The 24,590-nt window shown below is 64.0% G+C and carries 26 protein-coding genes, 1 pseudogene and 1 riboswitch; of the genes and pseudogenes, 6 read left to right on the top strand and 21 right to left on the bottom strand.

What is annotated here, in order from left to right:
• The first annotated feature begins 351 nt into the window (after positions 1-351).
• On the top strand, positions 352-1,833 hold the full coding sequence (locus ACCD03_RS21855; protein WP_092975103.1) for an AMP nucleosidase: 1,482 nt from the start codon (positions 352-354) through the stop codon (positions 1,831-1,833).
• Positions 1,834-1,849: 16 nt separating this feature from the next.
• Here ACCD03_RS21855 and ACCD03_RS21850 read toward each other — a convergent pair whose 3' ends face one another.
• Positions 1,850-2,767, bottom strand: a complete 918-nt coding sequence (locus tag ACCD03_RS21850; protein WP_325653216.1) for a LysR family transcriptional regulator — start codon at positions 2,765-2,767, stop codon at positions 1,850-1,852.
• Between the two features lie 66 nt (positions 2,768-2,833).
• On the opposite strand from ACCD03_RS21850, the gene ACCD03_RS21845 reads away from it, so the two are divergent.
• A complete protein-coding gene (locus tag ACCD03_RS21845) occupies positions 2,834-4,468 on the top strand; it encodes a M20/M25/M40 family metallo-hydrolase (RefSeq protein WP_413412878.1) in 1,635 nt (544 codons plus the stop codon).
• Between the two features lie 12 nt (positions 4,469-4,480).
• Here the strand turns inward: ACCD03_RS21845 and ACCD03_RS21840 are convergent, their stop codons facing one another.
• The 11 genes from ACCD03_RS21840 to ACCD03_RS21790 form a co-directional block, all read right to left on the bottom strand.
• A complete protein-coding gene (locus tag ACCD03_RS21840) occupies positions 4,481-6,007 on the bottom strand; it encodes a carotenoid oxygenase family protein (protein WP_413412877.1) in 1,527 nt (508 codons plus the stop codon).
• A gap of 19 nt (positions 6,008-6,026) precedes the next feature.
• Positions 6,027-6,467 (bottom strand): DUF2141 domain-containing protein, encoded by a 441-nt coding sequence (locus ACCD03_RS21835; RefSeq protein WP_045205422.1) that lies wholly within the window; start codon positions 6,465-6,467, stop codon positions 6,027-6,029.
• 221 nt (positions 6,468-6,688) lie between these two features.
• Positions 6,689-6,910 carry a hypothetical protein gene (locus ACCD03_RS21830; protein ID WP_413412876.1) on the bottom strand — a complete coding sequence of 74 codons (222 nt, stop codon included), beginning with the start codon at positions 6,908-6,910 and terminating at the stop codon, positions 6,689-6,691.
• A gap of 99 nt (positions 6,911-7,009) precedes the next feature.
• The gene (locus ACCD03_RS21825) at positions 7,010-7,801 is read right to left on the bottom strand and encodes a phytanoyl-CoA dioxygenase family protein (RefSeq protein ID WP_413412875.1); all 792 of its coding nucleotides are present in this window, start codon (positions 7,799-7,801) and stop codon (positions 7,010-7,012) included.
• A gap of 136 nt (positions 7,802-7,937) precedes the next feature.
• Positions 7,938-9,035 (bottom strand): glycosyl transferase family 90, encoded by a 1,098-nt coding sequence (locus ACCD03_RS21820; RefSeq protein WP_413412874.1) that lies wholly within the window; start codon positions 9,033-9,035, stop codon positions 7,938-7,940.
• 302 nt (positions 9,036-9,337) lie between these two features.
• A complete protein-coding gene (locus ACCD03_RS21815) occupies positions 9,338-9,658 on the bottom strand; it encodes a copper-binding protein (RefSeq protein ID WP_045205425.1) in 321 nt (106 codons plus the stop codon).
• Positions 9,659-9,691: 33 nt separating this feature from the next.
• Positions 9,692-10,180: a plastocyanin/azurin family copper-binding protein gene (locus ACCD03_RS21810; RefSeq protein ID WP_413412873.1), complete on the bottom strand. Its 489-nt coding sequence runs from the start codon at positions 10,178-10,180 to the stop codon at positions 9,692-9,694.
• A gap of 36 nt (positions 10,181-10,216) precedes the next feature.
• Positions 10,217-11,515 (bottom strand): multicopper oxidase domain-containing protein, encoded by a 1,299-nt coding sequence (locus ACCD03_RS21805; RefSeq protein ID WP_413412872.1) that lies wholly within the window; start codon positions 11,513-11,515, stop codon positions 10,217-10,219.
• A gap of 2 nt (positions 11,516-11,517) precedes the next feature.
• Complete coding sequence (locus tag ACCD03_RS21800) at positions 11,518-12,927, bottom strand: TolC family protein (protein ID WP_413412871.1); 1,410 nt, start codon at positions 12,925-12,927, stop codon at positions 11,518-11,520.
• Between the two features lie 8 nt (positions 12,928-12,935).
• On the bottom strand, positions 12,936-13,277 hold the full coding sequence (locus tag ACCD03_RS21795; RefSeq protein WP_413412870.1) for a hypothetical protein: 342 nt from the start codon (positions 13,275-13,277) through the stop codon (positions 12,936-12,938).
• 96 nt (positions 13,278-13,373) lie between these two features.
• The gene (locus ACCD03_RS21790; RefSeq protein WP_413412887.1) at positions 13,374-13,769 is read right to left on the bottom strand and encodes a hypothetical protein; all 396 of its coding nucleotides are present in this window, start codon (positions 13,767-13,769) and stop codon (positions 13,374-13,376) included.
• Positions 13,770-13,941: 172 nt separating this feature from the next.
• Here ACCD03_RS21790 and ACCD03_RS21785 point away from each other — a divergent pair, with 172 nt between their 5' ends.
• Entirely contained in the window at positions 13,942-14,445 is a 504-nt protein-coding gene (locus ACCD03_RS21785; RefSeq protein WP_045205430.1) for an acyl-CoA thioesterase, read from the top strand.
• A gap of 141 nt (positions 14,446-14,586) precedes the next feature.
• Here the strand turns inward: ACCD03_RS21785 and ACCD03_RS21780 are convergent, their stop codons facing one another.
• The 5 genes from ACCD03_RS21780 to ACCD03_RS21760 form a co-directional block, all read right to left on the bottom strand.
• Positions 14,587-15,396, bottom strand: a complete 810-nt coding sequence (locus ACCD03_RS21780) for an alpha/beta fold hydrolase (RefSeq protein WP_413412869.1) — start codon at positions 15,394-15,396, stop codon at positions 14,587-14,589.
• Between the two features lie 12 nt (positions 15,397-15,408).
• Positions 15,409-15,741 (bottom strand): hypothetical protein, encoded by a 333-nt coding sequence (locus tag ACCD03_RS21775; protein WP_413412868.1) that lies wholly within the window; start codon positions 15,739-15,741, stop codon positions 15,409-15,411.
• A 146-nt stretch (positions 15,742-15,887) separates the two neighbouring features.
• On the bottom strand, positions 15,888-16,283 hold the full coding sequence (locus ACCD03_RS21770; protein ID WP_253535419.1) for a carboxymuconolactone decarboxylase family protein: 396 nt from the start codon (positions 16,281-16,283) through the stop codon (positions 15,888-15,890).
• Positions 16,284-16,316: 33 nt separating this feature from the next.
• Positions 16,317-17,099 (bottom strand): sulfite exporter TauE/SafE family protein, encoded by a 783-nt coding sequence (locus tag ACCD03_RS21765; protein WP_413412867.1) that lies wholly within the window; start codon positions 17,097-17,099, stop codon positions 16,317-16,319.
• Positions 17,100-17,207: 108 nt separating this feature from the next.
• Positions 17,208-17,984 (bottom strand): NAD(P)H-dependent oxidoreductase, encoded by a 777-nt coding sequence (locus ACCD03_RS21760; RefSeq protein ID WP_413412866.1) that lies wholly within the window; start codon positions 17,982-17,984, stop codon positions 17,208-17,210.
• An 86-nt stretch (positions 17,985-18,070) separates the two neighbouring features.
• On the opposite strand from ACCD03_RS21760, the gene ACCD03_RS21755 reads away from it, so the two are divergent.
• On the top strand, positions 18,071-18,964 hold the full coding sequence (locus ACCD03_RS21755; protein WP_253535423.1) for a LysR family transcriptional regulator: 894 nt from the start codon (positions 18,071-18,073) through the stop codon (positions 18,962-18,964).
• Positions 18,965-18,995: 31 nt separating this feature from the next.
• On the opposite strand, the gene ACCD03_RS21750 is transcribed toward ACCD03_RS21755, so the two are convergent.
• Complete coding sequence (locus tag ACCD03_RS21750) at positions 18,996-19,634, bottom strand: LysE family translocator (protein ID WP_024978243.1); 639 nt, start codon at positions 19,632-19,634, stop codon at positions 18,996-18,998.
• 126 nt (positions 19,635-19,760) lie between these two features.
• The gene (locus ACCD03_RS21745; RefSeq protein ID WP_092974869.1) at positions 19,761-20,216 is read right to left on the bottom strand and encodes a hypothetical protein; all 456 of its coding nucleotides are present in this window, start codon (positions 20,214-20,216) and stop codon (positions 19,761-19,763) included.
• A 313-nt stretch (positions 20,217-20,529) separates the two neighbouring features.
• Positions 20,530-20,610: riboswitch (cyclic di-GMP riboswitch) on the top strand.
• A 62-nt stretch (positions 20,611-20,672) separates the two neighbouring features.
• Between ACCD03_RS21745 and ACCD03_RS21740 the strand changes: the two genes are divergently transcribed.
• Complete coding sequence (locus ACCD03_RS21740) at positions 20,673-21,527, top strand: spherulation-specific family 4 protein (protein WP_413412865.1); 855 nt, start codon at positions 20,673-20,675, stop codon at positions 21,525-21,527.
• A 124-nt stretch (positions 21,528-21,651) separates the two neighbouring features.
• Entirely contained in the window at positions 21,652-22,734 is a 1,083-nt protein-coding gene (locus ACCD03_RS21735; RefSeq protein WP_413412864.1) for a calcium:proton antiporter, read from the top strand.
• A gap of 75 nt (positions 22,735-22,809) precedes the next feature.
• Here the strand turns inward: ACCD03_RS21735 and ACCD03_RS21730 are convergent, their stop codons facing one another.
• Positions 22,810-24,189 carry an FAD-containing oxidoreductase gene (locus ACCD03_RS21730; protein ID WP_413412863.1) on the bottom strand — a complete coding sequence of 460 codons (1,380 nt, stop codon included), beginning with the start codon at positions 24,187-24,189 and terminating at the stop codon, positions 22,810-22,812.
• Positions 24,190-24,376: 187 nt separating this feature from the next.
• Positions 24,377-24,590, bottom strand: a pseudogene (locus tag ACCD03_RS21725) (hypothetical protein); the annotation flags it as partial.

The following is a 24,590-nucleotide window of genomic DNA, read 5'->3' as shown; positions in this document are numbered from 1 at the left end:
GGCTTTGCGGCGCATGGCGCGGCCCGCGCGTGCTGAGAGGGACGTATCGAGTTGTCGACGAATTCGTTTGCGCGGCTTTGGGATCACCCACACGCTGGACTGCCGAAAAGCGCGGAGGTGTCCCGCGCACCGTGTTTTTGGGTATTGGGGCGATGGCCGTCCTGCGCTTTCCCGCAATGCAGCGAGGGATTGGAGCGTCGCCCAAAGGGGTGCCGTCAACCCCTCCAGACAACCCCCGCCACGGTCCGACCGCGCAACGCTTTTGCGCAGGGGCGAACGTGCCGTTTCAGATGCCGTGACTTGATCGGCACCGCTATCTTGGCTTCACAAAACGTCGGTATCATCGAACACATGACCGATACCCGCGCCACCGCCCATCTCTATCCCGCGCATGACCTGGCGATCTGCACCGACGCCAACACCGCCGTCGAGCGCATTACCGCCATTTACGAGCGCTCTGCGCAAGCGATCCGCGATCGTTTCCACGCCTTTGCGCGTGGCGAGGATTGCAGCGAAGACCTCTCCGCCTGCTACCCCTACCTCGGCATCACCGTCGACCCGAAAACGCTGGTGAGCGACGCGCGGCCGGCTTGGGGCACGGTGGCGTATCCAGGCGTGTACGGCACGACGCTCACGCGGCCGGACCTCTTCCGTGATTACTACCGCGTGCAGATCGAACGGCTGCTGCACTATCACAACAGCCCCGTCGTGGTGGGCGTGAGCAACCGGCCGATCCCGCTGCCGTTCGTGGTGGAAGCGTCCACCGTGGATATCACGCCCGAGCAGGCGCGCGCGTTGGGCGGTGCGTTTACGCTGCCCGACCTCGCACAGATTGACGACTCCATTGCCAACGGCACGTACCGCCCCATCGGCGACGAACCGCAGCCGCTGTCGATGTTCACCGCAGAGCGGGTCGACCTCGCCCTGCAGCGCCTGTACCACTACACCGCCACGCACCCGAAGCACTTCCAGCGCTTCGTGCTGTTCACCAACTACCAGCGCTACGTCGATGAGTTTGCTGCCCTCGGCCGCAAGCTGATGGAAGACGGCAACGACGAGGGCTACATCCGCTTTGTCGAGCCCGGCGACACCGAACACGAACTTGGCACGCCCGCACCGGACGACTCCCACCGCATCAAGGGCCTCCCGCAGATGCCCGCTTACCACCTGGTGCGCGAAGACCGCCTGGGCGTGACCCTGGTGAACATCGGCGTGGGCCCGTCCAACGCGAAGACCATCACCGACCATCTGGCCGTGCTGCGACCGCACTGCTGGATGATGATCGGCCACTGCGGCGGCCTGCGCCGTTCTCAGCAGTTGGGCGACTACGTGCTCGCGCACGCCTATGTGCGCGACGACCATGTGCTCGACCAGGACCTGCCGCCCTGGGTGCCCGTGCCGCCCATCGCCGAGATTCAGGTGGCGCTGCAGGAGGCTGTGGCGCGCATCACGGGGCTGTCCGGCGCCGATATGAAATCGCGCATGCGCACCGGCACGGTGGTCTCCACCGACGACCGCAACTGGGAGCTGAAGTACCAGGCGCTGTACAGCCGCTTCAACCAGTCGCGCGCGATTGCCATCGACATGGAAAGCGCGACCATTGCCGCCAACGGCTTCCGTCTGCGCGTGCCCTACGGCACCCTGCTCTGCGTGTCGGATAAACCGCTGCACGGCGAGCTGAAGCTGCGCGGCATGGCCAACCTGTTCTATCGCCAGCGCGTGAGCCAGCACTTGGACATCGGCATGGAGGCCGTGCGCCTGTTGCGCGAAAGCGGCGTTGAAGCGCTGCACTCGCGCAAGCTGCGCAGCTTTGACGAGCCCGCGTTCCGATAGCGCGGGTTAGTGCAGGTTAGTGCGGGCGCTGCTCCGGCAGCGCTTCGCGCAAGAAATCCAGAAAAACCCGCACCACCTCGGGCAAGGTTCGGCCCGCCAGGGTCTGCAGTTCCACTGTTCGCCCACGCATGCCGCGCTCGCGAATCTCGGCGGCATGCAGCTCACCGCGCTGTACGCGCTCGCGCACCGTGATTTCCCCCGCGATGCCCAAGCCGCCGCCGTGCAGCACGAAACTCAACAGCCCATCGAAGCGGTTGCTGACCAGCACCGGCTCGAACACGAGGCCGCGTTGACTGCAACCCATGTCAAATAACTGCCGCACTGTGTTGTCGGGCCCGGAGAGCGCAATCGGAAATGGGTGCATCTGCGCAAGCGTCACGCTGTTGAACTTCGCCAGCGGGTGGTCGGGCCGCATGATGGCAAACACCGAACCACGCTGCTGATACGCCACGCGAATGCCCTGCACGGCGGCACGGCTGTACGTCAAGCCAATGTCAACGTCGCCACGCAGGACCGCCTCGGTCACGCGCATGGGCTCTTCGGCGCGCAAGTCGAACTGAATGCCCGGATGCCGCTCGCGAAACGCCACGATGGCGCGTGGAACAAACTCAATCGCAAACCCATCGGAGCACGCAATGCGCACGCGCCCGCGCTGCAGCCCTTGCAGGCCTTGGATATCCGAGACCACGCGTTCAGCCTCCAGCGCCCCGCGCAGCGCGTGCGCGGCAAGCAGCTCGCCTGCTGCGCTGGGCCGCATGCCGCGCGGTTGCCGCTCGAACAGCGGCACGCCCAGCAGCTCTTCAAGCATCGCCACTTGCCGGCTGATGGCGGACGCGCTGACGTGCAGGCGCGCGGCCGCCTCCGTCAATGAACCGCTGCGCACAACCTCCAGAAAATAGCGGAGGGACGTCTCCTGCAGGCGATGAGATGACATGAGCGACGTAGGCGCGGGAGCCCTTTTGCTTTGCAGAAAACGCAAAGATATCCCAAGAAAATTCTAATGGTCAAAAGGGTGTGGTATGCGCAGACTCATCCGGAACTGTTCGATCAGCGGAGTGTCCAGATGCCCCTTCAGCTCGCAGCCCGTCAACCTGCCCCGTCCCGCGCATCCCATCGCCTTCGGGCGCTGGTGCCGGCTCTCATGCTGGGTGCCGCTGGCTTGGCCGGTGCCGCCGAACTCTCTGCGGCAGACGCCGAACGCCATGCGCAGGCAACGTACCGCGAATACTTTCAACTGCTCTCCCTGCCCAACGACGCCATCGCGCCAGAGGACGTCCGCAAGAATGTCGACTGGCTGGAGCAGGCATTCCGCAAGCGCGGCTTCACGACAAAGCAATTGGCCAACAACGGCAAGCCGATGCTCTATGCCGAAATGCCGAACCCGGATGCTGCCCGCAAAACGGTGCTGTTCTACATGCACCTCGACGGCCAGCCTGTGATTCCCGCGCAGTGGGCGCAGAAGAGCCCGTGGACGCCCGTTCTCAAGCACAAGACCGCTCAGGGCAACTGGGAAGAGATCGACTCGGCGCAGTTGTTCAGCGGCCCGCTCGATCCGGAATGGCGTGTATTCGGCCGTTCATCCGCCGACGACAAGGGCCCGATCATGATGATGCTGGCCGCCATTGACGCACTGAAGGCCAGCGGCACTCAGCCTGCCGTCAACATCAAGATCATTCTCGACAGCGAGGAAGAAAAGGGCTCGCCGTCGATCAGCAAGGTGATGCAGGCAAACCGCGAGCTGCTGCGCTGCGACGCCATCGTCATCCACGACGGCCCCATGCACGCGAGCAACCGGCCAACCCTGGTCTTTGGCAACCGCGGCGCGGCCGAAGCCCGGTTGACCGTCTATGGCGGCAAGGTACCGCTGCACAGCGGGCACTACGGCAACTACGCCCGCAACCCGGCCCAGCAGTTGGCCAACCTGCTGGCATCGATGAAGAACGACGAGGGCCGGGTGACGGTGCCGGGCTATTACGACCACGTGAAGATCAGCGACGCTGACCGCAAGATCATGGCGGCCGTGCCTGACGACCAGGCAGCGCTCAACAAGCGCCTGGGCATTGCGCATGCCGACAAGGTCGGCGCCAATTACCAGGAGGCGATGCAGTACCCGTCATTGAACGTGCGCGGCATGGCCTCTGCGGCCGTGGGCGACAAGGTGGCGAACATCGTGCCCGACAAGGCCGTCGCAGAGCTCGACCTGCGAACCACGCCAGACTCCAGCGCGGCCTACCTCGGCAAGCTGATCGAACAGCACGTCGAGCGCCAGGGCTACCACCTCGTCAAGAACGTCCCGACCGACGAAGAGCGCAGCCGTTACGACAAGCTGGCCACCTTCACGTATCAGAGCGAGGGCGCGGATGCGGCGGGTTCACCGATCGACTCGGCAGTAGGCACATGGGCCTACAAATCCCTGACCGACACGTTTGGTGCCAACCCGGCACCCGTCCGCATCCGCATGATGGGCGGGACCGTGCCCACCGCAGAAATCGTGGGCGTGCTGCAGGTGCCGTTCGCGATCATTCCGCTCGTCAATGCCGATAACAATCAGCACGCTGCTAACGAGAACCTCCGGATGGGCAACTACGTGAGCGGCGTGCGCACGATCTACGGCCTGCTGACGCACCCGCTCTGACACGCACTACGGTTAAGCCGCGCGAAACAGCCCATGCAGCCCGAGCGGCGCCACGCCGCTCAGGCTTGCCATGGCGACGGGCCCCGCAGAAACATTCTGTGCATCGAACGCCGTCAATCTGGTGCAGCCGGCGTCCACATCGAACACCGTGCCGATCAGCCAGCCCTGGCCTTCACGAGCGCTGGCCGAGGCCGGCACGAACACGTGTTCCTCCACCAGCGTGCGGTGCCCAAAACGGTACTGTTGCACCCGCCCCGAATCCGTATCCATACGCATGACGGTGTCGAAGCCGTTGAGCGACTGCGGAGTGCCGCTGGACGACCGCGCCGTGTGGGCCACCATGAACAACGCGTGATGGCGCTGCGCAGTGCGGCGTGTGTCGATCTTCGGGAATTCGGCCACATGCTCGGTGCTGAACTGCTCGGCGCGGCCAGTGCGCAGGTTCAACTGCACTTGCGTAAGGCGAGCGCCGGGCGACGGACGAATCTGCCCGCGCATCAATTCACGCAGCGACGTGGTGACGACCGCGGCATCGTCCGAGCGGATGTAATCGAGATGGACCTCCAGCCCATCCGGTGACGACCACGCGTTGCCCAGATGGAAGACGAAGCCCGCCGGCAACTGCAGCCAGCGCATGCGTGTGACGTCGTCCTTGTCTAGCACGAGCACACGCATGCCCAGCTCTGGCCGCCAGACATGGGAATCCAGAAACGACATGCCTGCGCGCGAGCGTTCCACGTCGTACACGAACGGCGGCAGCAGAAACACCAGGTGGCGCTGCGTCACGGCAAAGTCGTGCACCATCGCCACGTCCGGCACCTTGAGCGTTTCCACACGCTTGAGCGCACCGTCCGCGCCCACGCAGTAGACGGTCAGCAGACCGGCCGCGCTGCTCACGCCAAAATTCCATAGCGTGCCGTCAGGTTCGACCTTCGGGTGGGCGGAAAACGGCATGCCCTTGTAGTCGTCGCGCCAGGTCTGCACGCCCAGTGTGCGCAGTGAACCCGGATCGACGCGCGTGGCCGAGCCACCTTCCCACAGGGCGAGCATCTCTTCGCCATGCATCACCAGGCTAGTGTTGGCGACATTGATGCTGTCGGGCGAAGCGACCGGCTCCATGTCGGGGTTGGCGGTCCCGAATGTCGCGCGCAACGGCCGGCCGGCGGCGGTGTCGGCGACAAACTTGTCGGTGCGCACAAACACGCCGCGGTGCGTCACGCCCTGCTCGCTGATGTCGTATCGCTGGATCATGCCGTCGCCATCAAACAGGTGGTGATAACGCACGCCGCCGATCTCATGCCGCGCGGGGCCATTTCGGTAGAACGCGCCGTGCAACGCGGGCGGGAACCTGCCTTCCACCTTCAGCGGGCGAGTCGGCATGTCGGCGCTGACGCCCTGGTAACCCGCAAGCCACGGGTACTGCACGCGCGCCGCTGCAAACCCCGCAGCCCATGGGTCCGGGGTGGCGGCCATTACATCGGTCAGGGTCAAGCCAAACGGTGCGGCGCCCAAGGCCGCAATGAAGGATCGGCGTTGCATGACGGGGCCTCGCTCAACATCAATGCAAGTGAATCGTCACGCGCTGGTCGCCCTGCACGTCGATGGCGGCATCGTCAAATGCGGGCGGACCGAAGCGGCCGCGTGCATCGCGGCTAAAACCGTAAGGCTCGATGGGAATGCCGGCTGGGTTGGTGCCGAGCTTGGCGTCGTTGTTCGCGTCATGGAAGACCGACAACGCGTAGCGCCCCGCCGGCAAGTCCGGATACACGAAGGTGACGCTTGCGCCGGACACGCTATCGAGCGCAGCGATGTCAGCCCGGATGGCCGAATCGGGCTTGAGCCAGCCTGCGGCGTCGCGGAACATCGCCGCACGCACCGCGCCTTGGCGCCCTTGTGCGCCTTCCACCACCACCGTCAGCGTGGCGGCTGAGGCACTTGCGGCAAGTGCTGTCAACGTCAGGGCCAGCGCAAGGCGCGGCAGAGAAAACATGGCAGTCATGAACGTCTCCTGAGTGGCCGGCGAGGCGTTGGCAGGCCGGCGGTCAGGAGGCAATGTAGGCCGACATTTCGCAGCGGTCAGCGGCAATGCGACGAAGTGCGAGCGCCGCGGCGCAAACGGTCGCTTGCGGGCGATGAGCGAATCACAGCAGCTTGAGGGGATCACGCCAGACGTACTGACTAAAACGCCCGCGGGGTCGGCGGGCGCTTGGTCGGGTGGTGCTAATGCGGCAAGCTCGACAAGCGGTGCTCGGCCAGCAGCACGCTCGCACTCAAGGCAAGCTGGGCGGAGATGAAGCCCTCGGGCATCTCAACGTCTTCCCAGTCACACACGATGTTGCCGGCGCGACAGACCTGGAAACGGGCCGTCCACCGATGATCGTCGCGTTGCAGCGGGTCAACGACGATGACATGCGAGCCGTGCGTCACTTCCTGAATCGCCATTGTGGTTCCCCCGTTTCGTGATCGTTGGGAATCCACCTTAACAAAGGCCCGTGACACAAATCTGTCCGCCGCTCACCTACAAATGGGGGAGGGCGCACCTCATCCGACCAGCGGATCGGGCCGGGCAGACGAGCGCGTGCCAGGCAGCGGATGATTATCGGGACCGTAGTACGTAAACACCGCCGAGAACTTGACGGCGCCCGTCTGGTTGGCGCGGGCTGCGTGGAAGGTGTTGCAATGGAAGAGGAGCACGTCGCCGGGCAGCAGCGGCACAGGGCGCGCGCTGTCGATCAGCGCGCGGTTTTCTGGCAACTCCTGGCGCAGGAACAGCTTGGCGTCGAACCGGTCGGCGGGCAGGTCAAGCGTATGGCTGCCGGGAATCACCCACAGGCAGCCGTTGTCGACCGTCTCTTCCACCAAGGCCAGCCACGACGACACCAGCTCGTTGCGAGCGAACGACCAGTAGCGGCTGTCGCGGTGCCAATGCGTGGCGGTGCCAAAGGCGGGGTGCTTGGTCATCACGCAGTTGTGGTGCGCGAGAGAAAGATGCACGGGACTGCCAATCAGTTGCGCAATCGCGCCGGCCACGCGCGGGTCGCGCGCCCATTCCGTATAAGGCGTGCCGCGTGAATCTGCATCGAGCAGGCGGCGCACCGTCTGCCCCCCCTCGGCTTCGCGCGAGAGCGGTGCCCCGGCATAGCCGACGTCGGTTTCCAGTTCCACCGGCGCTTCAGCGCGGGCCAGCTCGTCCTGCGCGGCCGCAAGCAACGCGGCGCTCACCTGCTGGCTGACGAAGCCGCGCAACACGACGTAGCCGTGCTCCTTGAAGAAAGCTTGTTGCTCGTCGGAAAGCGGGTGGGCGTGGGTGGCGGTGGGGGCAGACGCGGACATGGTGGAAAGAGCGTACGGAGACGGCGAAAGACAACGAGTGTAACGCGCTGCCGTATGCGTTGCAGACCCGCCCCACGGCTGGCCTGCTCAGGATCAAACGCAATGCGCGTTGTCCTGGTCGGGCTTCACTAAAGCTCTACCAAAACGCCTGTTGGCCCGACAACCGGAAGTATTTTGCGATCACCATCAGGCCGAGCAGGCGTTCCTGGTCTCGGTTCATGAATTGCGCCACCCATCGATTGGCGTTGCGCACGATCGCCAGTGCATCGCCCGGGTGTTTCCGGTAATGCTCCATTTTCTCCTGGAGGTCCGAATAATCGTCCTTCAGCAAAACATAATGCACATCCGGAATCAACCTGCCCTCCATGAACCATGTCTCATATCGAGGCCGCCGCATGAAGCAAAGCGAGTTGGAGGACATGATCCATTTGAGGTTCGTGGCAACGTCGTTCCCCTCGACGCTCACGATGAACTTATATTGCAGTTGCTCGGCAATCGTCATCGGTGACTTGTAGGTTGCCTTCCCAAGTTCCGATTTTCGAGTATCGCCAATGTCAACGTTTGCCAAGTCGTGACAACGCTCGACAAACGCTTTGCGATGTTCCTGATGGCACGGGCCCCGAAAAACCGCCATAGGCTTCTTGTCGTGGAAATCGATCTTGTCACGTGCCAGCGAAAAATGCCGGATGGCGTCCAATTTCAAGAGAATCCCATTATGGGAGCTGCTCTTGATGGGACGGCTTTTCACGAATGCCGGATGGGTCGGCTCGGCAGTCACGTCGCCGCAGTCGTAGTCAAAGCAGTAACCCGGACCAAAATAGTCCATCAAGTCGACAAGATCATAAAAATAGGTGCTCCCTATTTCACAATCCTTGTCGACGACGGTGCTTGTCGAGGATTTCAACAAGAAATTCGAATACTCCACGGCATTGCGGCTCGGGTCGAACGACTCCGAAACCGAGTTGTAATAACTCAGTCGATCGATGACGTCCTGCATGCCACTGTGGCCGCCTTTTCTTTTCAGAAGAACCTCGGCTCTCCCGTTCTTTGTTGCGCCCGCCAGAAAATGGCTCGAAGCATTCGAAAAGTAATACCAGAATTTTTTTGCAGAGACTCTGCTCAAGCGGTATTTGAAATGACGCATGAACCAAAAGATGCCGCGAAAATTTAAACCCCGGGGTGTCGCCTCTCGAGCGAAATGTTCCAGCCCCCTACACGCAGATTCAAGTGGCATACGATCCACTTCTGCTCGCCGCTGACACACGTGGCGGCCGATCGCGCATCTCCCATCACCGCAGGACAGCGCATCGACCCCGTTTGCCCCTCGCATTCGCGGCGGCCCTCACTTTACCGTAAGTATCTTGCCGCTCATTGCGTTTCTTGGCGTCGCGCCGGCCGCTTCGGTCGTGGTCTCGTTTGCCACAGCTTGGCTGTTGTCATGACGTAACACTTTGCCGTCGTCCGAGGCCGACGAACCATGTCAGCCTCGTCCACTGCATTCACGGCGCGGGCAGACAGAAGCGCCCGGCCCTCGCGTTACTGCACGTCCAACGCCGTCACGGTCAATGCGCCGTTCACCTTCTCGGCGACAAAGCGCACTTTGCTGCCAACGTGCACTTTGGTGAGCATGGCCGGATCCTGGACTCGAAACACCATCGTCATGGGTTCCATACCGAGGTTCTCAAGCGGGCCGTGCTTGATGGTCAGCTTGCCCGCAGCGGTGTCGATCTTCTTGATCTCACCTTCTGACATCGGGGCGGCAGCGGTAGCCGCAGGGGCGGAAGCGGCATCTTCAGCCGCGTGAACAAACGGTGCACCGGCCAGCAGCACGGTCAGCATCAGGGCGTAACGAAACATGTTGGGCTCCTTGTTCAAAGACGGGGTTGGGGATCAGGATTTGTTGCCGCGCACCTGCACGGCGCCGTGCATGCCGGCTTCGAAATGTCCGGGTTGCAGACAAGCAAAATCGACGGAGCCGGTGCGCGTGAAGTGCCAGACGATCTCACCGCGCTGGCCTGGGTCAACGGTGACGGCGTTGCCGTCGGCGTGCTCCATCTCGGGGTGCCTGCGCATCTGCTCGGCGTGGGCCGCGAGGTCGGCCGGCGTGCCCAGCGTCATCTCGTGCCGCACCTGGCCGCTGTTGACGACCTCGAAGCGGATGGTCTCGCCGCGCTGCACTGTGATCTGCGCGGGCGTGAAGCGCATGGTGTCGGCCATGTCGACGCGCACGGTGCGGGTGATGTGGGCAGCGTCGCCGGGTTCGCCGATGGCTGCATCGCCATGGTCATGCCCGCCGGCGTGATTGCCGGATGCGTGAGCGATGGCGGCCATCGACATCAGCGCGGCCAGGAAAGTGGAGCGGATCGGATTGCGTTGCATGTTGGGGCTCGTATTGGATATGGATTCAGGCATCGCTCAGTCGTCGATGCCGTTGCCGGTGTATTCGTAGGCGACGGTGCCCTTGGGGTGCTTGTACCAGCCGGGGTCTGCATAGCTGTTGCGCGGCAGATCGCGACGCACCTTCATCACCGTGAACATGCCGCCCATTTCAATGGCACCGAATGGGCCCTGCCCCGTCATCATCGGCAACGTGTTGTCGGGCAGCGGCATTTCCATCTCGCCCATGTCGGCCATGCCGGCCTGGCCCATGCCCATGTAGTCGGGCACCAGCGCGTTCATCTTCTTGGCGAGATCCTTCTGCTGTACGCCGATCATGGTCGGCACGTTGTGCCCCATGGCGTTCATCGTGTGGTGCGACTTGTGGCAATGAAAGGCCCAATCGCCAGGGTTGTCGGCGATGAACTCGATGGCACGCATCTGGCCCACGGCAATGTCCGTCGTCACCTCCGGCCAGCGCGCGCTGGGCTGCACCCAGCCGCCGTCGGTGCCGGCCACTTCGAAGGTGTGGCCATGCAGGTGCATCGGGTGGTTCGTCATCGTGAGGTTGCCCATGCGGATGCGCACGCGATCGCCAAGGCGTACGGGCAAGGGGTCGATGCCGGGGAAGACCCGGCTGTTCCACGTCCACATGTTGAAGTCGGTCATCTGGGCCACGCGCGGCGTGTATGACCCGGGGTCGATGTCGTACGCGGCGAGCAGGAAGACAAAGTCGCGGTCCACACGATGCTGCGCCGGGTCTTTCGGGTGCACGACGATAAAGCCCATCATGCCCATCGCCATCTGCACCATCTCGTCGGAATGCGGGTGGTACATGAAGGTGCCGGACTTCTTCATCTCGAACTCGTAGACGAAGGTCTTGCCTGGCGGGATGTGCGGCTGCGAGAGGCCGCCCACACCGTCCATGCCGGCGGGCAGGATCATGCCGTGCCAGTGCACCGTGGTGTGCTCGGGCAGCTTGTTGGTGACGAAGATGCGCACGCGATCGCCTTCCACGCATTCGATCGTCGGGCCAGGGCTCTGGCCGTTGTAGCCCCACAGATGGCCCGTCATGCCGGGCGCGAATTCGCGCTCGACCGGTTCGGCCACGAGGTGGAACTCCTTCCAGCCGCCGCGCATGCGCCACGGCAGCGTCCAGCCGTTGAGCGTGACGACGGGGTTGTAGGGCCGGCCGTTGGGCGGCGCGAGCGGCGGCTGAGTGGCCGGCTTCGATTGCAGCGGCGCTTCAGGCAGCGAGGCAGCGCCGGCACGCGAGACCATCGCCGCGCCCAGCATGGCCGCGCCCGTGCCGCCGAGAAATTGACGTCGGGAAACCATGTTCAATGTCCTTCAGGAGAGTTGGGCGCAGGCGCTGTCGCGTTTGCTTCGGCCGGCGGCAACTTGCCGCCCAGCGCCATCTGCAGATCGGTCTGCGCAATCCAGTAGCCGCGCAGCGCGTCGATATAGCCATTGACCGCATTCACCTGCTCGCGCGCATCGGCCAGCAGCTCGAACACGCTCACGAGCATGCCGTTGTAGCGCAGCAGCATCTCGTCGGAGATGGTCTTGCGCAGCGGCACCACCTCGTCGCGGTAGTGGCGGCTGAGGTCATATGCCGTCTGATAGCGCACGTACGATTCGCGCACTTCGGAACGCGCACGCACCGCCGTGTCGGCAAGCTGATCGGCGGCCTGCATGTAGATCGACTGCGCACGCGCCACGCGGGCGCCGCCCCAGTCGAACAGCGGGATCTCGATGCCGATCTCATAGCCGGTTTCGCGTGGCTCATTGGATTTGCTGTTGCGCACGTAGCCGAGGTCGAGCACGTTGATGAAGCGCGTTGCCTGTGTGAGCCCCAGCGACGACGCCAAGCCCTCGACCTGCAACTTGCCCGCCTGGATGTCGAGCCGGTTGCGCAGCGCGTAGGCTTCAATCTGTTGCAGCTCGGGGCGATCCTTCGGCAGGTCGGGAAGCCGCTCCGGCAACTTGAAACCGGTATCTGCGCCCCACACACCCAGCATGCGGATCAACGCCTCGCGCTCCGCCTGCGCCTGCTGACGCGTGCGCGCAAGGTTGGCAGTGGCTTCCGCATAGAAGGCTTGTTCTCGAGCACGATCAAGCTTGCTGAAGTTGCCTGCGGAAGCCAAGCGCTTGGCGAATTCGGCACCGGCTTCGGCGGCTTGCTGAACCTGCTCCGCATAGCGCGCGGATTGCTCCGCCGCCACGGCATTGACGTATGCGCGGCGCGTATCGGCTGCCACCTGCAGCATCTGGTTGGCGACCAGCAGCTTGGTCTGCTCGAAGTAACGGCTTTCGATGCGCGTGGCCATCGGCAGCGTCAGCAGGTTCAGGAACGACAGCGAGAACGTGCGCTCGATCGACAGGTCATCACCGCTGCGCGTGCGTTTGAAACTGAAGCCGGGATTCGGCAAGCGGCTGGCCTGCACGAGCGCGGCTTCGGACAAGCCCAACTCCGCATATGAAGCCTGCAGGCCACGATTGTTCAGCAGCGCGATCTGCACGGCGCTGTCCATCGTCAGCGGCTGGGCGAGCAGCTCGCGCGTGCGCTGCGCGGCGCTGTCGCGTGCTTCTGGTGAACGCTGCCACGTGGCGTCCTTGCCGAGCCTATCGCGCGCCACATCGGCAACGGTCTTGAAGCCGCTGTCTTGCGTGATGGTGGCGCAGCCGCCCAGCAGCAGCGTGGCGGCCAGCGCGCACAGGGCGAGGCTGCGTGTGGATGGTTTGAGCACGGCGCCTCCTAGTGGTGGTGCATGCCGGGCATGGACCCGCCGGCAGGCTTGTTGGAGGTGGCGGCTGGTGCGCTCGCTGGCATGGCGTGCCCCGCGTGGCCGCCTTCCGCAGAAGCGTCTGACTTGGGGCTCACGGCAGCGTTGGTCTCGCGCCAGGGTGCGGGGCCGGTATCGCGATACGCGTGGTAGCTGTCGAATGTGCGCGGCGCGGCTACAGCCGGCACAGCCGCGTCCGCATTCAGTGGATCAGGCGGAGATGCCGCTGGCGCAGACGCTGCGCCCTGCGCCAAAGCCCATGGCGGCGCCAGCGTCAGCAGTGCGGCGGCCAAGAACCATCGTGTGGAAAGCATGAGAAACCTCGATCAAGCGTGATGACGTACGGCCGCGTGTGGTGCACGGAGCCGCAGAACCAGAGGCCAGCCCGTTCTATGGACGGACTGGTGGCGTCAAACGCGAATCGAGGGTGGACGTTGCAGCGCTTCGGGAATGAAGCTGCGGAAGGAAACAGCAAGGCCGCGCGGCGCAGCGGCCGGCAGCTTGATCAGCGGCACGCCAAGGCTGGCGGCCAGGGGAACGACCGAACCGAGCGAACAGGCCGCGCAGATCGGGCAGGTCTTGCAGTGCGACTGCGCCGGCGCTTTCGGCGCGCTGTCGGCAGCCATGGCGTCTTCGTGCTCATGGCACGCGTCGGACATGACGGCGCCGTCATCCGGCATTGCCATGGCAACCATCGCATCGTCCATTGCACCGCCGCGCGCCATCATGGCCGTCGCGGCAAACCCTTGCAGGGGCAGTGCCAGGACAACCAGCCAGAGCAGGAGGCGGGTCAGCAATCGGTGCATGGAAGACAAGACGGGCTGAAAATCGTTTGCCGCGAAAACCGGTAGTGTAGCGCGATGCCATCAAATTTCGCGCAACGCAGCACAAGATGAGTCGAGCGCGGCACAATGACGGCCTGCTGCGTACCCATTTCTGCGCGCACTGCTTTCCCATCATTCCAGCATCAACGCCCCCATGAATACGCAATCCCACCAGCTCAGCATGACCGTGCTGATGACGCCCGACATGGCCAATTTTTCCGGCAACGTACACGGCGGCCACATCCTCAAGTTTCTCGATCAGGTTGCGTATGCGTGCGCGAGCCGCTACGCCGGCCGCTATGTCGTGACGCTGTCGGTGGACCAGGTGGTGTTTCGCCAGCCAATTCACGTGGGCGAGCTGGTAACGTTCCTCGCGTCGGTCAACTACACCGGCCGCACGTCGATGGAAATCGGTATCAAGGTTGTGACCGAGAACATCCGCAACCAGGTCGTGCGCCATACCAACAGCTGCTATTTCACAATGGTGGCCGTGGATGATGAAGGCAGACCGGCCGACGTGCCGCCGCTGGCGCCCGCCAACACCGAAGAAAAAGAACGCTTCGAAGCCGCGCAGCAGCGCCGCACGCTGCGTCAGGAAATGGAAGCACGGCACAAGGCAATCAAGGCAACCTACAGCACGCCAGTTTCGAGCAACTGAGCTGCCTGCCTACGCGGTCAGCAAAGGACTGCGAACCGCGTGGTATCGCGATCGGGCATCGTTATCCACAGGCTTACCCACTGTTTCTGTGGATAACGCGCCGTGCCGGTGTTACGCAAACGCGCTCGACCTCCACGCGACCTAGGGCTGAGGAAGCCCGTGCAGAAACGCCAGCACGGCGTCGTTGAACAATGCCGGTCGCTGCAATGGCGCGAAATGGCTCACACCGGGCAGCAACACAAACTGCGCATCAGGAATGGTCCGCGCCAGATAGTGCGCGTGCTCGGGCCGGATGAATTCGTCGTGCTCGCTCTGCACGATGGTCACCGGCACCCGGGTGGCGGCAAGCTCTTCGGCTGTTGCGTTCGGCTGCGTCTGCATCATTTCGGTGACGGCCGCGACGAATGCATCAAAGTCGTCGGGTGTGGATGACAGCGCGGTGTAATCCTTTCGGTGGCGCGCAAAACAGCGGTCGATGACGGGCGTGGGCTCAAAGGGCTTGGCGCCGCTTGGGTCCATGTTGCAACCAAAGAAGAACACACCCGCCGCGCGTTCCGGCGTCTGCATGGCTAGGGTGAGCGCAACGCAAGCACCGTCGCTCCAACCAATGAAGGCGGCGCGGTCGATACGCAGCGCATCCATGACAGCCCGCACGTCGGATGCCATGCGCGTGTAGGCGTAAGGCTGTGCGTCGCGGGTGCTGCGGCCGTGCCCACGGCTATCAATGACGATGGGCCTGTAGCCCGCTCTCATGAGTGCCGGAACCTGATAGCCCCAATTGCCGCTATGGCCGAGCCCGCCATGCAGCAGGATCACAGGCCTGCCGACGCCGAAGCTCGCATACCAGATGCGGGCGCCGTCGTGCTCGACATGGCCTTGCGCAACGGCGGCCGGCAGCGGTCCAGCACCGTGGGCGGCAAAGCGTGTCAGATCGTCGTCGGAGGCGCTCATGTCGATCAGGTATCAGCCGCCATAGCCAAGCGCAGCAAACTGCTGCTTGAACCACCCGTAGCAAAGCGCCGCGGCCGCCGCAAAAATGGCCACGAGCACCCAGCCAAGCGGCGTGAGGCGCTTGCGTTCGGCATCACGGTAGGCCAGCTTGTCGCCGCCCACCAGAAACGCCAGTCCAAAAACCAAGCAAGCCGGCACCAGCACCATCGCCTTGAGCGAGTAGCCCACCGTAGGCGCACCCGCCTGCGCCTGGTGCAACGGCCCGAGGATGAAGAACCAGCCGATCACCGCGCCAGTGATGAGCACCAGCACACCGCCCAGGCGGGTCTTGAGGTCTTGAGACATGAGGAGTTCCGAGGGATGGGTTGGCCAGCGCCGTGCGACTACGCCACCTGCATGCCCCCGCGAGAATAGGGAAGCCGCTCAGGCCGTGCAACTTGTGTTAAGCCCGTTAACACAAGCCGAAGCACAAGCCGAAGACCCAGCCCCGACTACCGTGCCTCTTCGATCTGGATGCCAAGTTCATTGAGCACCTCACGCGCCGAACGAAACGCCTCGATAGCCGCCGGCGCACCGGCATAGATGGCGCTATGCAGCAGCACTTCGCGGATCTCCACTGCCGTTGCGCCGTTGTTGATGGCGCCGCGCACATGGCCCTTCAGTTCAGTGCTGCGGCCCAGCGCGGCGAGCATCGCGCACGTGCACAGGCTGCGCGTCTTCAGGTCGATGCCGTCACGCTGCCACGTGCTGCCCCAGGCATGCTCGTTGAGCCAATCCTGCAGCGGTGCCGAGAACGCATCCAATCCGCTCATCGCACGTTCAACAAATGCGTCGCCCATCACCTGCGCGCGGCGTGCGCGCCCAGCCTGCTTGTCTTGTTCCGACACGATGCTCTCCTCTGTTTTGAAAAATCACGTCGATCAGGCTGGCTTGACCAGCAACATCATCAGCGCCGTACCCAGCAGCACTGCGCAGAACGCCAGCCGCAAACGTCGCGCTGAAAATCGATACGCCAAGGCCACACCCCACGACACGCTGACAATACCGCCGGCCGCCAGCGGAATGCCCGTTCCCCAATCCACATGGCCGGCATGCGCATACGTGGCAAGTGCGACCAGCGAGCCCGGCACCACCAGTGCGAGCGCCATGCCCTGGGCGCGTGCCTGCGGCATGCCGAAGAACGTTACCAGCGCCGGCACCACCACCAGCCCACCGCCCACCGTGAAGATGCCCGACATCGCGCCGCTGGCGATGCCCATCAATGGCAGCGCGGCGGCCGGCATGGCATGTGGGGCAGCGTGCGCGGCATCGGCGGCACTCGGCTTCTCTTTGAGCTGCGAGGCAAAGTACACCGCCAGCATGATCAGGAATACCGCAAACGCCGTATGCAGCAGGTGAGCGTCCAGCCCCGCCGCAAAGCGCGCAGCAACGTAGGTCGCCGCCATCGAGAACACGCAGATCAGCGCGACGGAGCGCAGATGCACCGGATGCCGCTGGTGATACCGCCAGAAGCCGATCAACACATTGGGCGCAATCATCACCAGCGCAGTGCCCTGCGCGAGGTGCTGGTCCATCCCGTACAGATAACCGAGCACAGGAATGGCGATCAGCCCGCCGCCGATGCCGAGCAAACCGCCTGCCACGCCGAGACCCATACCGAGCAGCAAATTGATCAGGCCCGTAAGAACCGCGTGAGACGTCATGCCGACAAGAAGAAGGAAGCAGAAAGAAACACGGCGGCGCGCTATATCTGCTACAGCGCGCCGCCGGAGATGAATGTGAAATTCTAGCGCTTACCGCCCGGACAAGGTCTAGGCGAGATGCGCCGCGAAGCCTGACTTTTCGGGAGCGATCTCGGCCCGCAGCGTGAGCGCCGGGATCTCGTATTCACCGGCATTTTGCTGGCGGAACGGGATCGGCGCTGTGGTGAACAAGGTGTCGAGCCGCTCGCCCAGCGCCTGGGTGGTCCGCGCAAAGCGTGCCTCGTCCATGCGGCCGGTGCGGTAGCTCACGAATGGCGGCACCACATCAAAACCGGGGTAGTACAGGATGCCGTGCTGGATCGGGAACAAGATGTCGTCGATCGGGCCGTTGATGCCGCGCGGGCTGTAGTGCGACTCCCAGCCGCCCGTGGTGACGATCAGCATGGCCCGTTTGCCGGCGAGCTTACCTTCGCCGTAGCGGTCACCCCAGTGGGTGTCGGAGTGCTCGCCAACGCCATAGGCAAAGCCATATGCATAGACACGCTCGACCCAGCCCTTGAGGATGGCCGGCATCGAAAACCACCACAACGGGAACTGCAGGATCACGGCGTCGGCCCATTGCAGCTTGGCTTGCTCGGCAGCAATGTCGGCGGCTTGCAGGCCATTCTCGAACGCGTGCTTGGAATCCAACGACGGGTGGAAATGCGGACCGATCGGCCCGACAGTGCTGTCGCTCGCATCCAGCGCGGCCTTCCATTGCATGGCGTACAAGTCCGATACCTGCACGGCGTGACCGGCGCCTTCCAGACGCTGGACGGCAAAGTCCTTGAGGGCGCCGTTGAGCGACTTGGGTTCGGGATGGGCGTAGACGATCAGGACATTCATGGTGGCAACTCCAAATAAGGAATGGCTCAAGAATGCGGCGCGTCCAGGTATATTGGAAATGAATTATCAATATTCCAGGCATAGCCATGAATAATCTCAGGCGGTTGGACCTGAACCTGCTGGTGACGCTCGATGTGCTGCTGACCGAGCACAACGTCACACGTGCGGCAGAGCGGCTGAACTTCTCGCAGCCTTCTGTGAGCGTGCATCTGGCCAAGTTGCGCGACATCTTTGGTGATCCGCTGCTGCTGCCGGGCCCGCGCGGCATGCGCCCAACCGCCCGCGCTGAAAGCTTGCGCGAACCGCTGCGGCTGGCGCTGGAAGCGCTGGAGCAGGCCGTCGCGCCCGCCAGCCCGTTCGACCCGGCCCAAGCCACCAACACCTGGCGCGTGGCCGCCACGGATTACGGCGAATCCACCATCGCGCTGCCGGCGCTGAACACCCTGCGCACAAGCGCGCCGGGCACACGGCTCGCTATGCTGGAACTGGTGCCCACGCGTATCGAAAAGCAAGCCGAGCAAGGGGAGATCGATCTCGCGTTCCACACCACAGACGGCGCACCACCCGGCCTGCGCCGTCGTGCGCTATTCACTGAACGCTATGTGCTAATCGGCCGCGCTGGGCATCCGCGCCTGAAGCGCAAGCCGACGCTGGCGCAGTTCTGCATGCTGGATCACGTGATCGTGTCGCCCGACGGCGGTGGCTTCTTCGGCGTGACAGACGAAGCCCTGAAGGCAGCCGGTGCCACCCGGCGCGTGGTGCTGTCGGTCCCGCACTTCCTTTTTGTGATGACGGCGGTCGCCAGCACTGACATGGTCGCCATGCTGCCCGAGCGGCTGGTGCGCGGGGCCAGTGCGCTACAGGTGGTTGAACCGCCAGTGGACGTGCCCGGATACGAGATGTCGATGTTGTGGCATGAGCGCATGCATCGAGACCCAGGGCACCAGTGGCTACGAGACGTGATTGCGGGAGCGGTCTAGCCGGCCGCCCCCAACGCCATCACGGAAAAAACTACAGCCCGACCTTGGGCGCAGTGAAGATCAAACGCAGCCCCAGCGCACCGATCGCCACGGCCGCCACGCGATCGACCCAGGTCTTGGCACGCAGGTACATCTCACGCGGCACCCGGCTCGAAAAACACAGCGCGACGATGGTGTACCACCCGAACTCGACCAGGAACACCAGCGGCGGCAGCACGAAGTAGCACCACACCGGCGGATGCTGCGGCAGCAGCGCGGCAAAGATACTGCCGTACCAGATGGCCGTCTTGGGATTGCTCATCTGCGTGGTGATGCCTGTCCAGAACGACTTGCGCGCGCTGCCGGCTTGCTGCGTCAGCCGATCGTCCATCACCATGGGCAGCTTGGCGCCGCGCCAGATCTTCCACGCCATGTAGGTCAAATATGCGCCACCGGCAATCTTGAGGCCGATGTAGAGCCACTCGACGGCTTGCAGCAACGTGTAAAGCCCCGCCAGCGCCAGGCCACCGAAGAACAAGGCGCCCGCGCCCATGCCAAGTGCAGTGGCCAGGCCGTCGCGGCGCGACAACCCGATGGCATTGCGCGCCACCAGCACAAAACTCGGCCCGGGAATCATGGCGCCCAGCAACAGCGCAACGAGAATGGCAAATACGGCGGCAGATGCGGTCATCAGGAGTCTCCTTGTGTGGGCGCAGACATTCAGAGATGCAGGCCGCGATTCTGCCACGCCAACGATTCCTGCGTCGGCCCGGTGGCAAGGCAGCGGCGGCACCTCTGCCGCCACCCCGCCCTGCCCTTACTTGCACTGCTGCTTGTTGATCGACACGTCATTCAGGTCAGCGGCGGTGTAGAGCGCCGGCACGTTCGGGTCGCCGGCACCCGTCATTGCCGCGTTCAGGAGCGCCAGGGCCTGGAGGTGGCCAGCCTCGCCGCTTGAAAAGCGCTGCTGCGCCGATTTCGATGCGTTGTACATGCCATTGCACAGAAGCGCCTTGCGGAAGATCTCCAAAACCGCGATCCGTGCAGCGTACGTCTCGCGCCGCTCAGCGGCTGTGGCGGGCGCGTGGTTGATCTTGGCGTACTGATTGGCGCACTGCGTGCCGAGAATTGGGTACGCATCCTTGATGCCGTCGCATGTTGCGACGGTCGCGGGCGGCGCAGCCAACGCGGCCGTGGCCGCCAGCGACGCGATCAGGGACACCACCGCCAACAGCACGATACGGATGACAAGCACATTCGAGCGGATGTTCATTGCAGATTCTCCTCAGTCAGATACGTGAACAAGAAACACAGCGGCAACCGGTAGCGCTGCGTGGACTGACGATACGGGCGGGCTCTACGGCGGCGGAATGCACCAGAGGTTCTGGCGCAAGTCAGGGGAAACGCGGCATGGGAGGAATGGCGGCCAGACGTCCGTGCTTCATTGGCGTCGATGGTTGATTGCCATGGCAGTGCGCAGCGTGGGGTCCCGACAACGCTTCATGCGGCAGCCGCGCCGTTTGCGCAATCTCAGTTTGCCGGGCTGGCGCGGCCCCGGTAGAGTCTTTCCCCAATGGGTTCACACCCAGAGGTCTGGGCAAAACCGGAGTGATCCGGCGACGCAAAGCTACAGGGACTTCTCTAGACGAAGTCAGCCAGTTGCCCGCCAACCCGCAAACGGGGCGGGCCTGATGACACACGCAACGAACCGCGCGGTCGGGGGCACATAATGAAAACGATACAAACGGGGGGGCGTTCGCCCGCATCCGCCACGCTGGCCGTGGCATCGCAACTGGGCAACGCAAAACGCAGGTTGGCGCGCGCTGCATGTGCGGCTTTCGCCTTGGTGTCGGGCGCGCTGATGGGTGCACCGCATGCCAGCGCTGAAGGGCTGCTTGTGCCGTCCTACATCTATCCGTCGGGCACGGGTGCCACGCAGTGGAGTTCGCTGGCCACAGCGGCAGCGTCGGTGCCGACCACGGTCATCCTCAACCCGAACAGCGGCCCTGGCACGACGCAGGATGCCAATTACGTTGCCGCCGTCGCCAAGGTGCATGCCGCTGGCGGCAAGGTGATCGGGTACGTGTCCAGCTCGTACACAAACCGGTCGTTGTCGGCGGTGGTGCAAGACATCAACACCTACCAGGCGCTGTATCAGGTCGACGGCTTCTTCATCGACGAGATGACCGCCGACAGCACAACCGCGCACATCCAGTTCTACCAATCGGTCTACAACTACATCAAGGGGCTGTCGCCCAACTACACGGTCACGGGCAACCCGGGCACCAATGTGCCGGAGATCTATGCCAGCCTGCCGGTGGCCGACCAGCTCGTCGTATTTGAAGACAACGCCAAGCACTACGCCAACTATGCGCCCCTGGCGTGGCAGGCCAACTATCCGACTGCGCGGTTTGCGCACATCGTCTACGCCGCGTCGGCCACGCAGATGCAAACCTTCGTTCGCAACGCATCGAGCAAGGGCGCTGCCGCCGTGTTCATCACAAACAAGACGCTGCCGAATCCGTACGGCGCGCTGCCAACCTACTGGAGCCAGGAAGTATCTGCCGTAGCGGTTGCCCCGTAACGGCATTGGCGTGACGCGCGCCGCATGTGCGGGCTGATGCTCCGCACATGCTTTATATTCGGGCCACATCGCATCCCTACCCTTCGCCGCCCGCCGGCGTTGAGGCAACAACAAGGAGAACTCCGTGGCCCTCTCTTCCAACAAGCTGCCCCCGTGGACAATCGCTGCCCCGCTGCTGGCGTGGGTGGTGTTGGTTGGTGGCGCGTTCATGACGCCCCCAGGCTGGCTGATCGCGCTGATGGCGCTTGCGCTGGCCGGCGCCGTCTTTGCCGCCGTCCACCATGCAGAAGTCGTCGCGCACAAGGTGGGCGAGCCCTTCGGCACGCTCGTCCTGGCAATTGCCGTGACGGTGATCGAAGTCGCGCTGATCGTCTCGGTGATGCTCTCTTCCGGTCCAGAGAAAGCGGGATTGGCCCGCGACACCGTGTTTGCCGCGGTCATGCTCATCTGCAACGGCATCGTGGGCGCTTGCCTCTTCGTAGGCGGCCTGCGTCATCGTGAGCAAGCCTTCCAGGCGCCGGGCGCCACCGCCGCGCTGGCCGTGCTGGCCGCGCTCGTCACGCTGACCATGGTGCTGCCCAACTACACGAGTTCCACGCCGGGGCCTGTCATGACCTCGTCGCAGCTGGCTTTTGCCGGGGTGACATCGCTGGTGCTGTACGGCTGCTTCGTCATCGTGCAGACCATCCGCCACCGCGACTACTTCCTCGTCGACAGCGCCAACGAAGACGTACACGCCCCGCCGCCGCCCGCCCGCGTGGCGGCGCTCAGCGGGGTCTTGCTGATGGTGTCGCTGGTGGCCGTCGTGGGTCTGGCCAAGGTGCTGTCGCCTTCGGTGGAAGCCGCCATCCTGAATGCAGGCGCGCCCCCCGCGACGGTCGGCATCGTCATCGCCGCGCTGGTGCTGTTGCCGGAATGCCTGGCCGCCCTGCGCGCCGCCAATGCAGACCGCATCCAGACAAGCCTGAACCTCGCGCTGGGCTCGGCGCTGGCGAGTATCGGCCTGACCATCCCGACGGTGGCGGCCGTGTTCATCTGGATCGACCGCCCGCTCGAACTGGGTCTGGGCCCGAAGGAAATGGTCCTGCTGTTCCTGACGCTGATCGTGTCGTCGCTCACGCTCGGCAAGGGCCGCACAACCATCCTGCAAGGGGTCGTGCATCTGGCCATCTTTGCGTCGTATCTGTTTCTATCGATCGTGCCCTGAGCGGCACGCACGGTAGCGGGTTGATGTTTGGGGCGCCGATTGGCGCCCTCGTTTTTTTTGGCGCCATGCCCGGCGTTACTGCACCGGCTCCATGCTTTGCAGCAACGTCGGAATCAGCTCCGACACCGTCGGGTGAATGTGCATGGCGCGGCTGATGGTCATGTAAGGCGCCTTGGCATACATCACGTCGAGGATCGAATGCACCGCCTCGTCGCCGCCCACACCCAGGATCGACGCACCCAGAATCTCGTGCGTTTGCGCATCGACCACCACGCGCATGAAGCCCTGGCTCTCGCCTTTCTCCACCGCGCGGCCGACGCGCGTCATCGGGCGGTTGCCGACCAGCAGCCTGCGCCCCGATTGCCTGGCTTCCGAGAGCGACATGCCGACGCGCGCAAGCGGCGGATCGATATACATGGCATACGCCTGGATGCGGTCCGACACCGTGCGCGGATCGCGGTCGAGTAGATTCGCTGCCACGATCTCGTAATCGTTGTAAGCCGTGTGCGTGAACGCGCCACGACCGTTGCAATCGCCCATGGCCCAGATGCCGGGCACGTTGGTGCGCAACTGCTCGTCAACGCGGATAGTGCCGCGCTTGTCGATTTCCACGCCGGCCTTGTCGAGGCCGAGATCATCGGTATTGGGCACCCGCCCCACCGCCATCAGCAGATGCGAGCCCGACACCTCGCGCGCGCCGCTGCTGCAGTCCAGGCCAACCACCACGTTGGCGCCATCGCGCCGCACGCTCAGGCAATCGGCGTTGACCTGCACGTCGATGCCCTCGCCCTCGAGAATCTCGCGCACCGCCTGCGATACGTCTTCATCTTCGCGGGCGATCAGGCGCGGCCCTTTCTCGACAATCGTCACGCGCGATCCGAAGCGACGAAACATCTGGCCGAACTCCAGCCCGACGTAACTTCCCCCAATCACGACAAGGTGCTCGGGCAGAAAATCCACGTCCATCATGGTGGAGTTGGTGAGAAACGGCACCTGATCGAGCCCAGGCATGGGCGGCACCAACGCCCGGCCGCCGACGTTGATGAAAATGTGTTCAGCTTCTAGCAGTTCGTCGCCAACGCGCACGGTGCGCGCGCTCTCGAAGCGCGCGTGGCCCTGAAAGACGGTGCCGTGCTCCAGGCCGCGCACCCATTGCTCCACGCCATGGCTGGAGCGGCCGGAAATTTCATCCTTGCGGGCCTTCACGCGCTGCATGTCGACGGTGACGCCGCCGTTGATCACCACGCCGTATTCAGCAGCACGCTGCGCCATGCGTGCTGCATAGGCGCTGGCTACCATCGCTTTCGTGGGAATACAGCCGGTGTTGACGCACGTGCCGCCAAATCGGCCGCGCTCGATGATGGCCACCTTCATGCCCGCGCCGGATAAGCGCGCAGCCAGCGGCGGCCCGGCCTGACCGGTGCCGATGATGATAGCGTCGAAGCGTTGCGTCATGGCGCTCTCCTTCGTGTGCGGGCCAATCGCGGCCGTCTCGGTATGGTAGGCGGCGCATGGGGCAACAGCGAGCCGCGGCGACTGTTTTGGCCGACGCAGCGGGCGACGCACGCGGACAGCGTCGTCGCCGGAAGGAAAGCAAGAAGGCGGCCGTTGCGCTCAGTGGCGAGCGCAACGGCGCATCAGATCAATGGTGGTGATGGTGCTTGCCGTGGCGACGGTAGCCGCGGCCGCGGTCGTCGCGGTCGGAATACGAATTGCGCTGTACGTTGCCACCCAGGGCTGCACCCGCGCCGCCACCCAGGCCCGCGCCCACGATGCCGCCCGTACGGCCGCCCATGGCATTACCAGCAGCCGCGCCCACGCCGCCGCCCAGTGCGCCGCCCACGATGGCGCCCTTG

It is taken from the genome of Ralstonia sp. Ralssp135 (assembly GCF_047304345.1).
Taxonomy (GTDB): Bacteria; Pseudomonadota; Gammaproteobacteria; order Burkholderiales; family Burkholderiaceae; genus Ralstonia; species Ralstonia chuxiongensis.
Note: the sequence above shows the minus strand (reverse complement) of the source record. Positions and strands in the feature narration are given on the sequence as shown.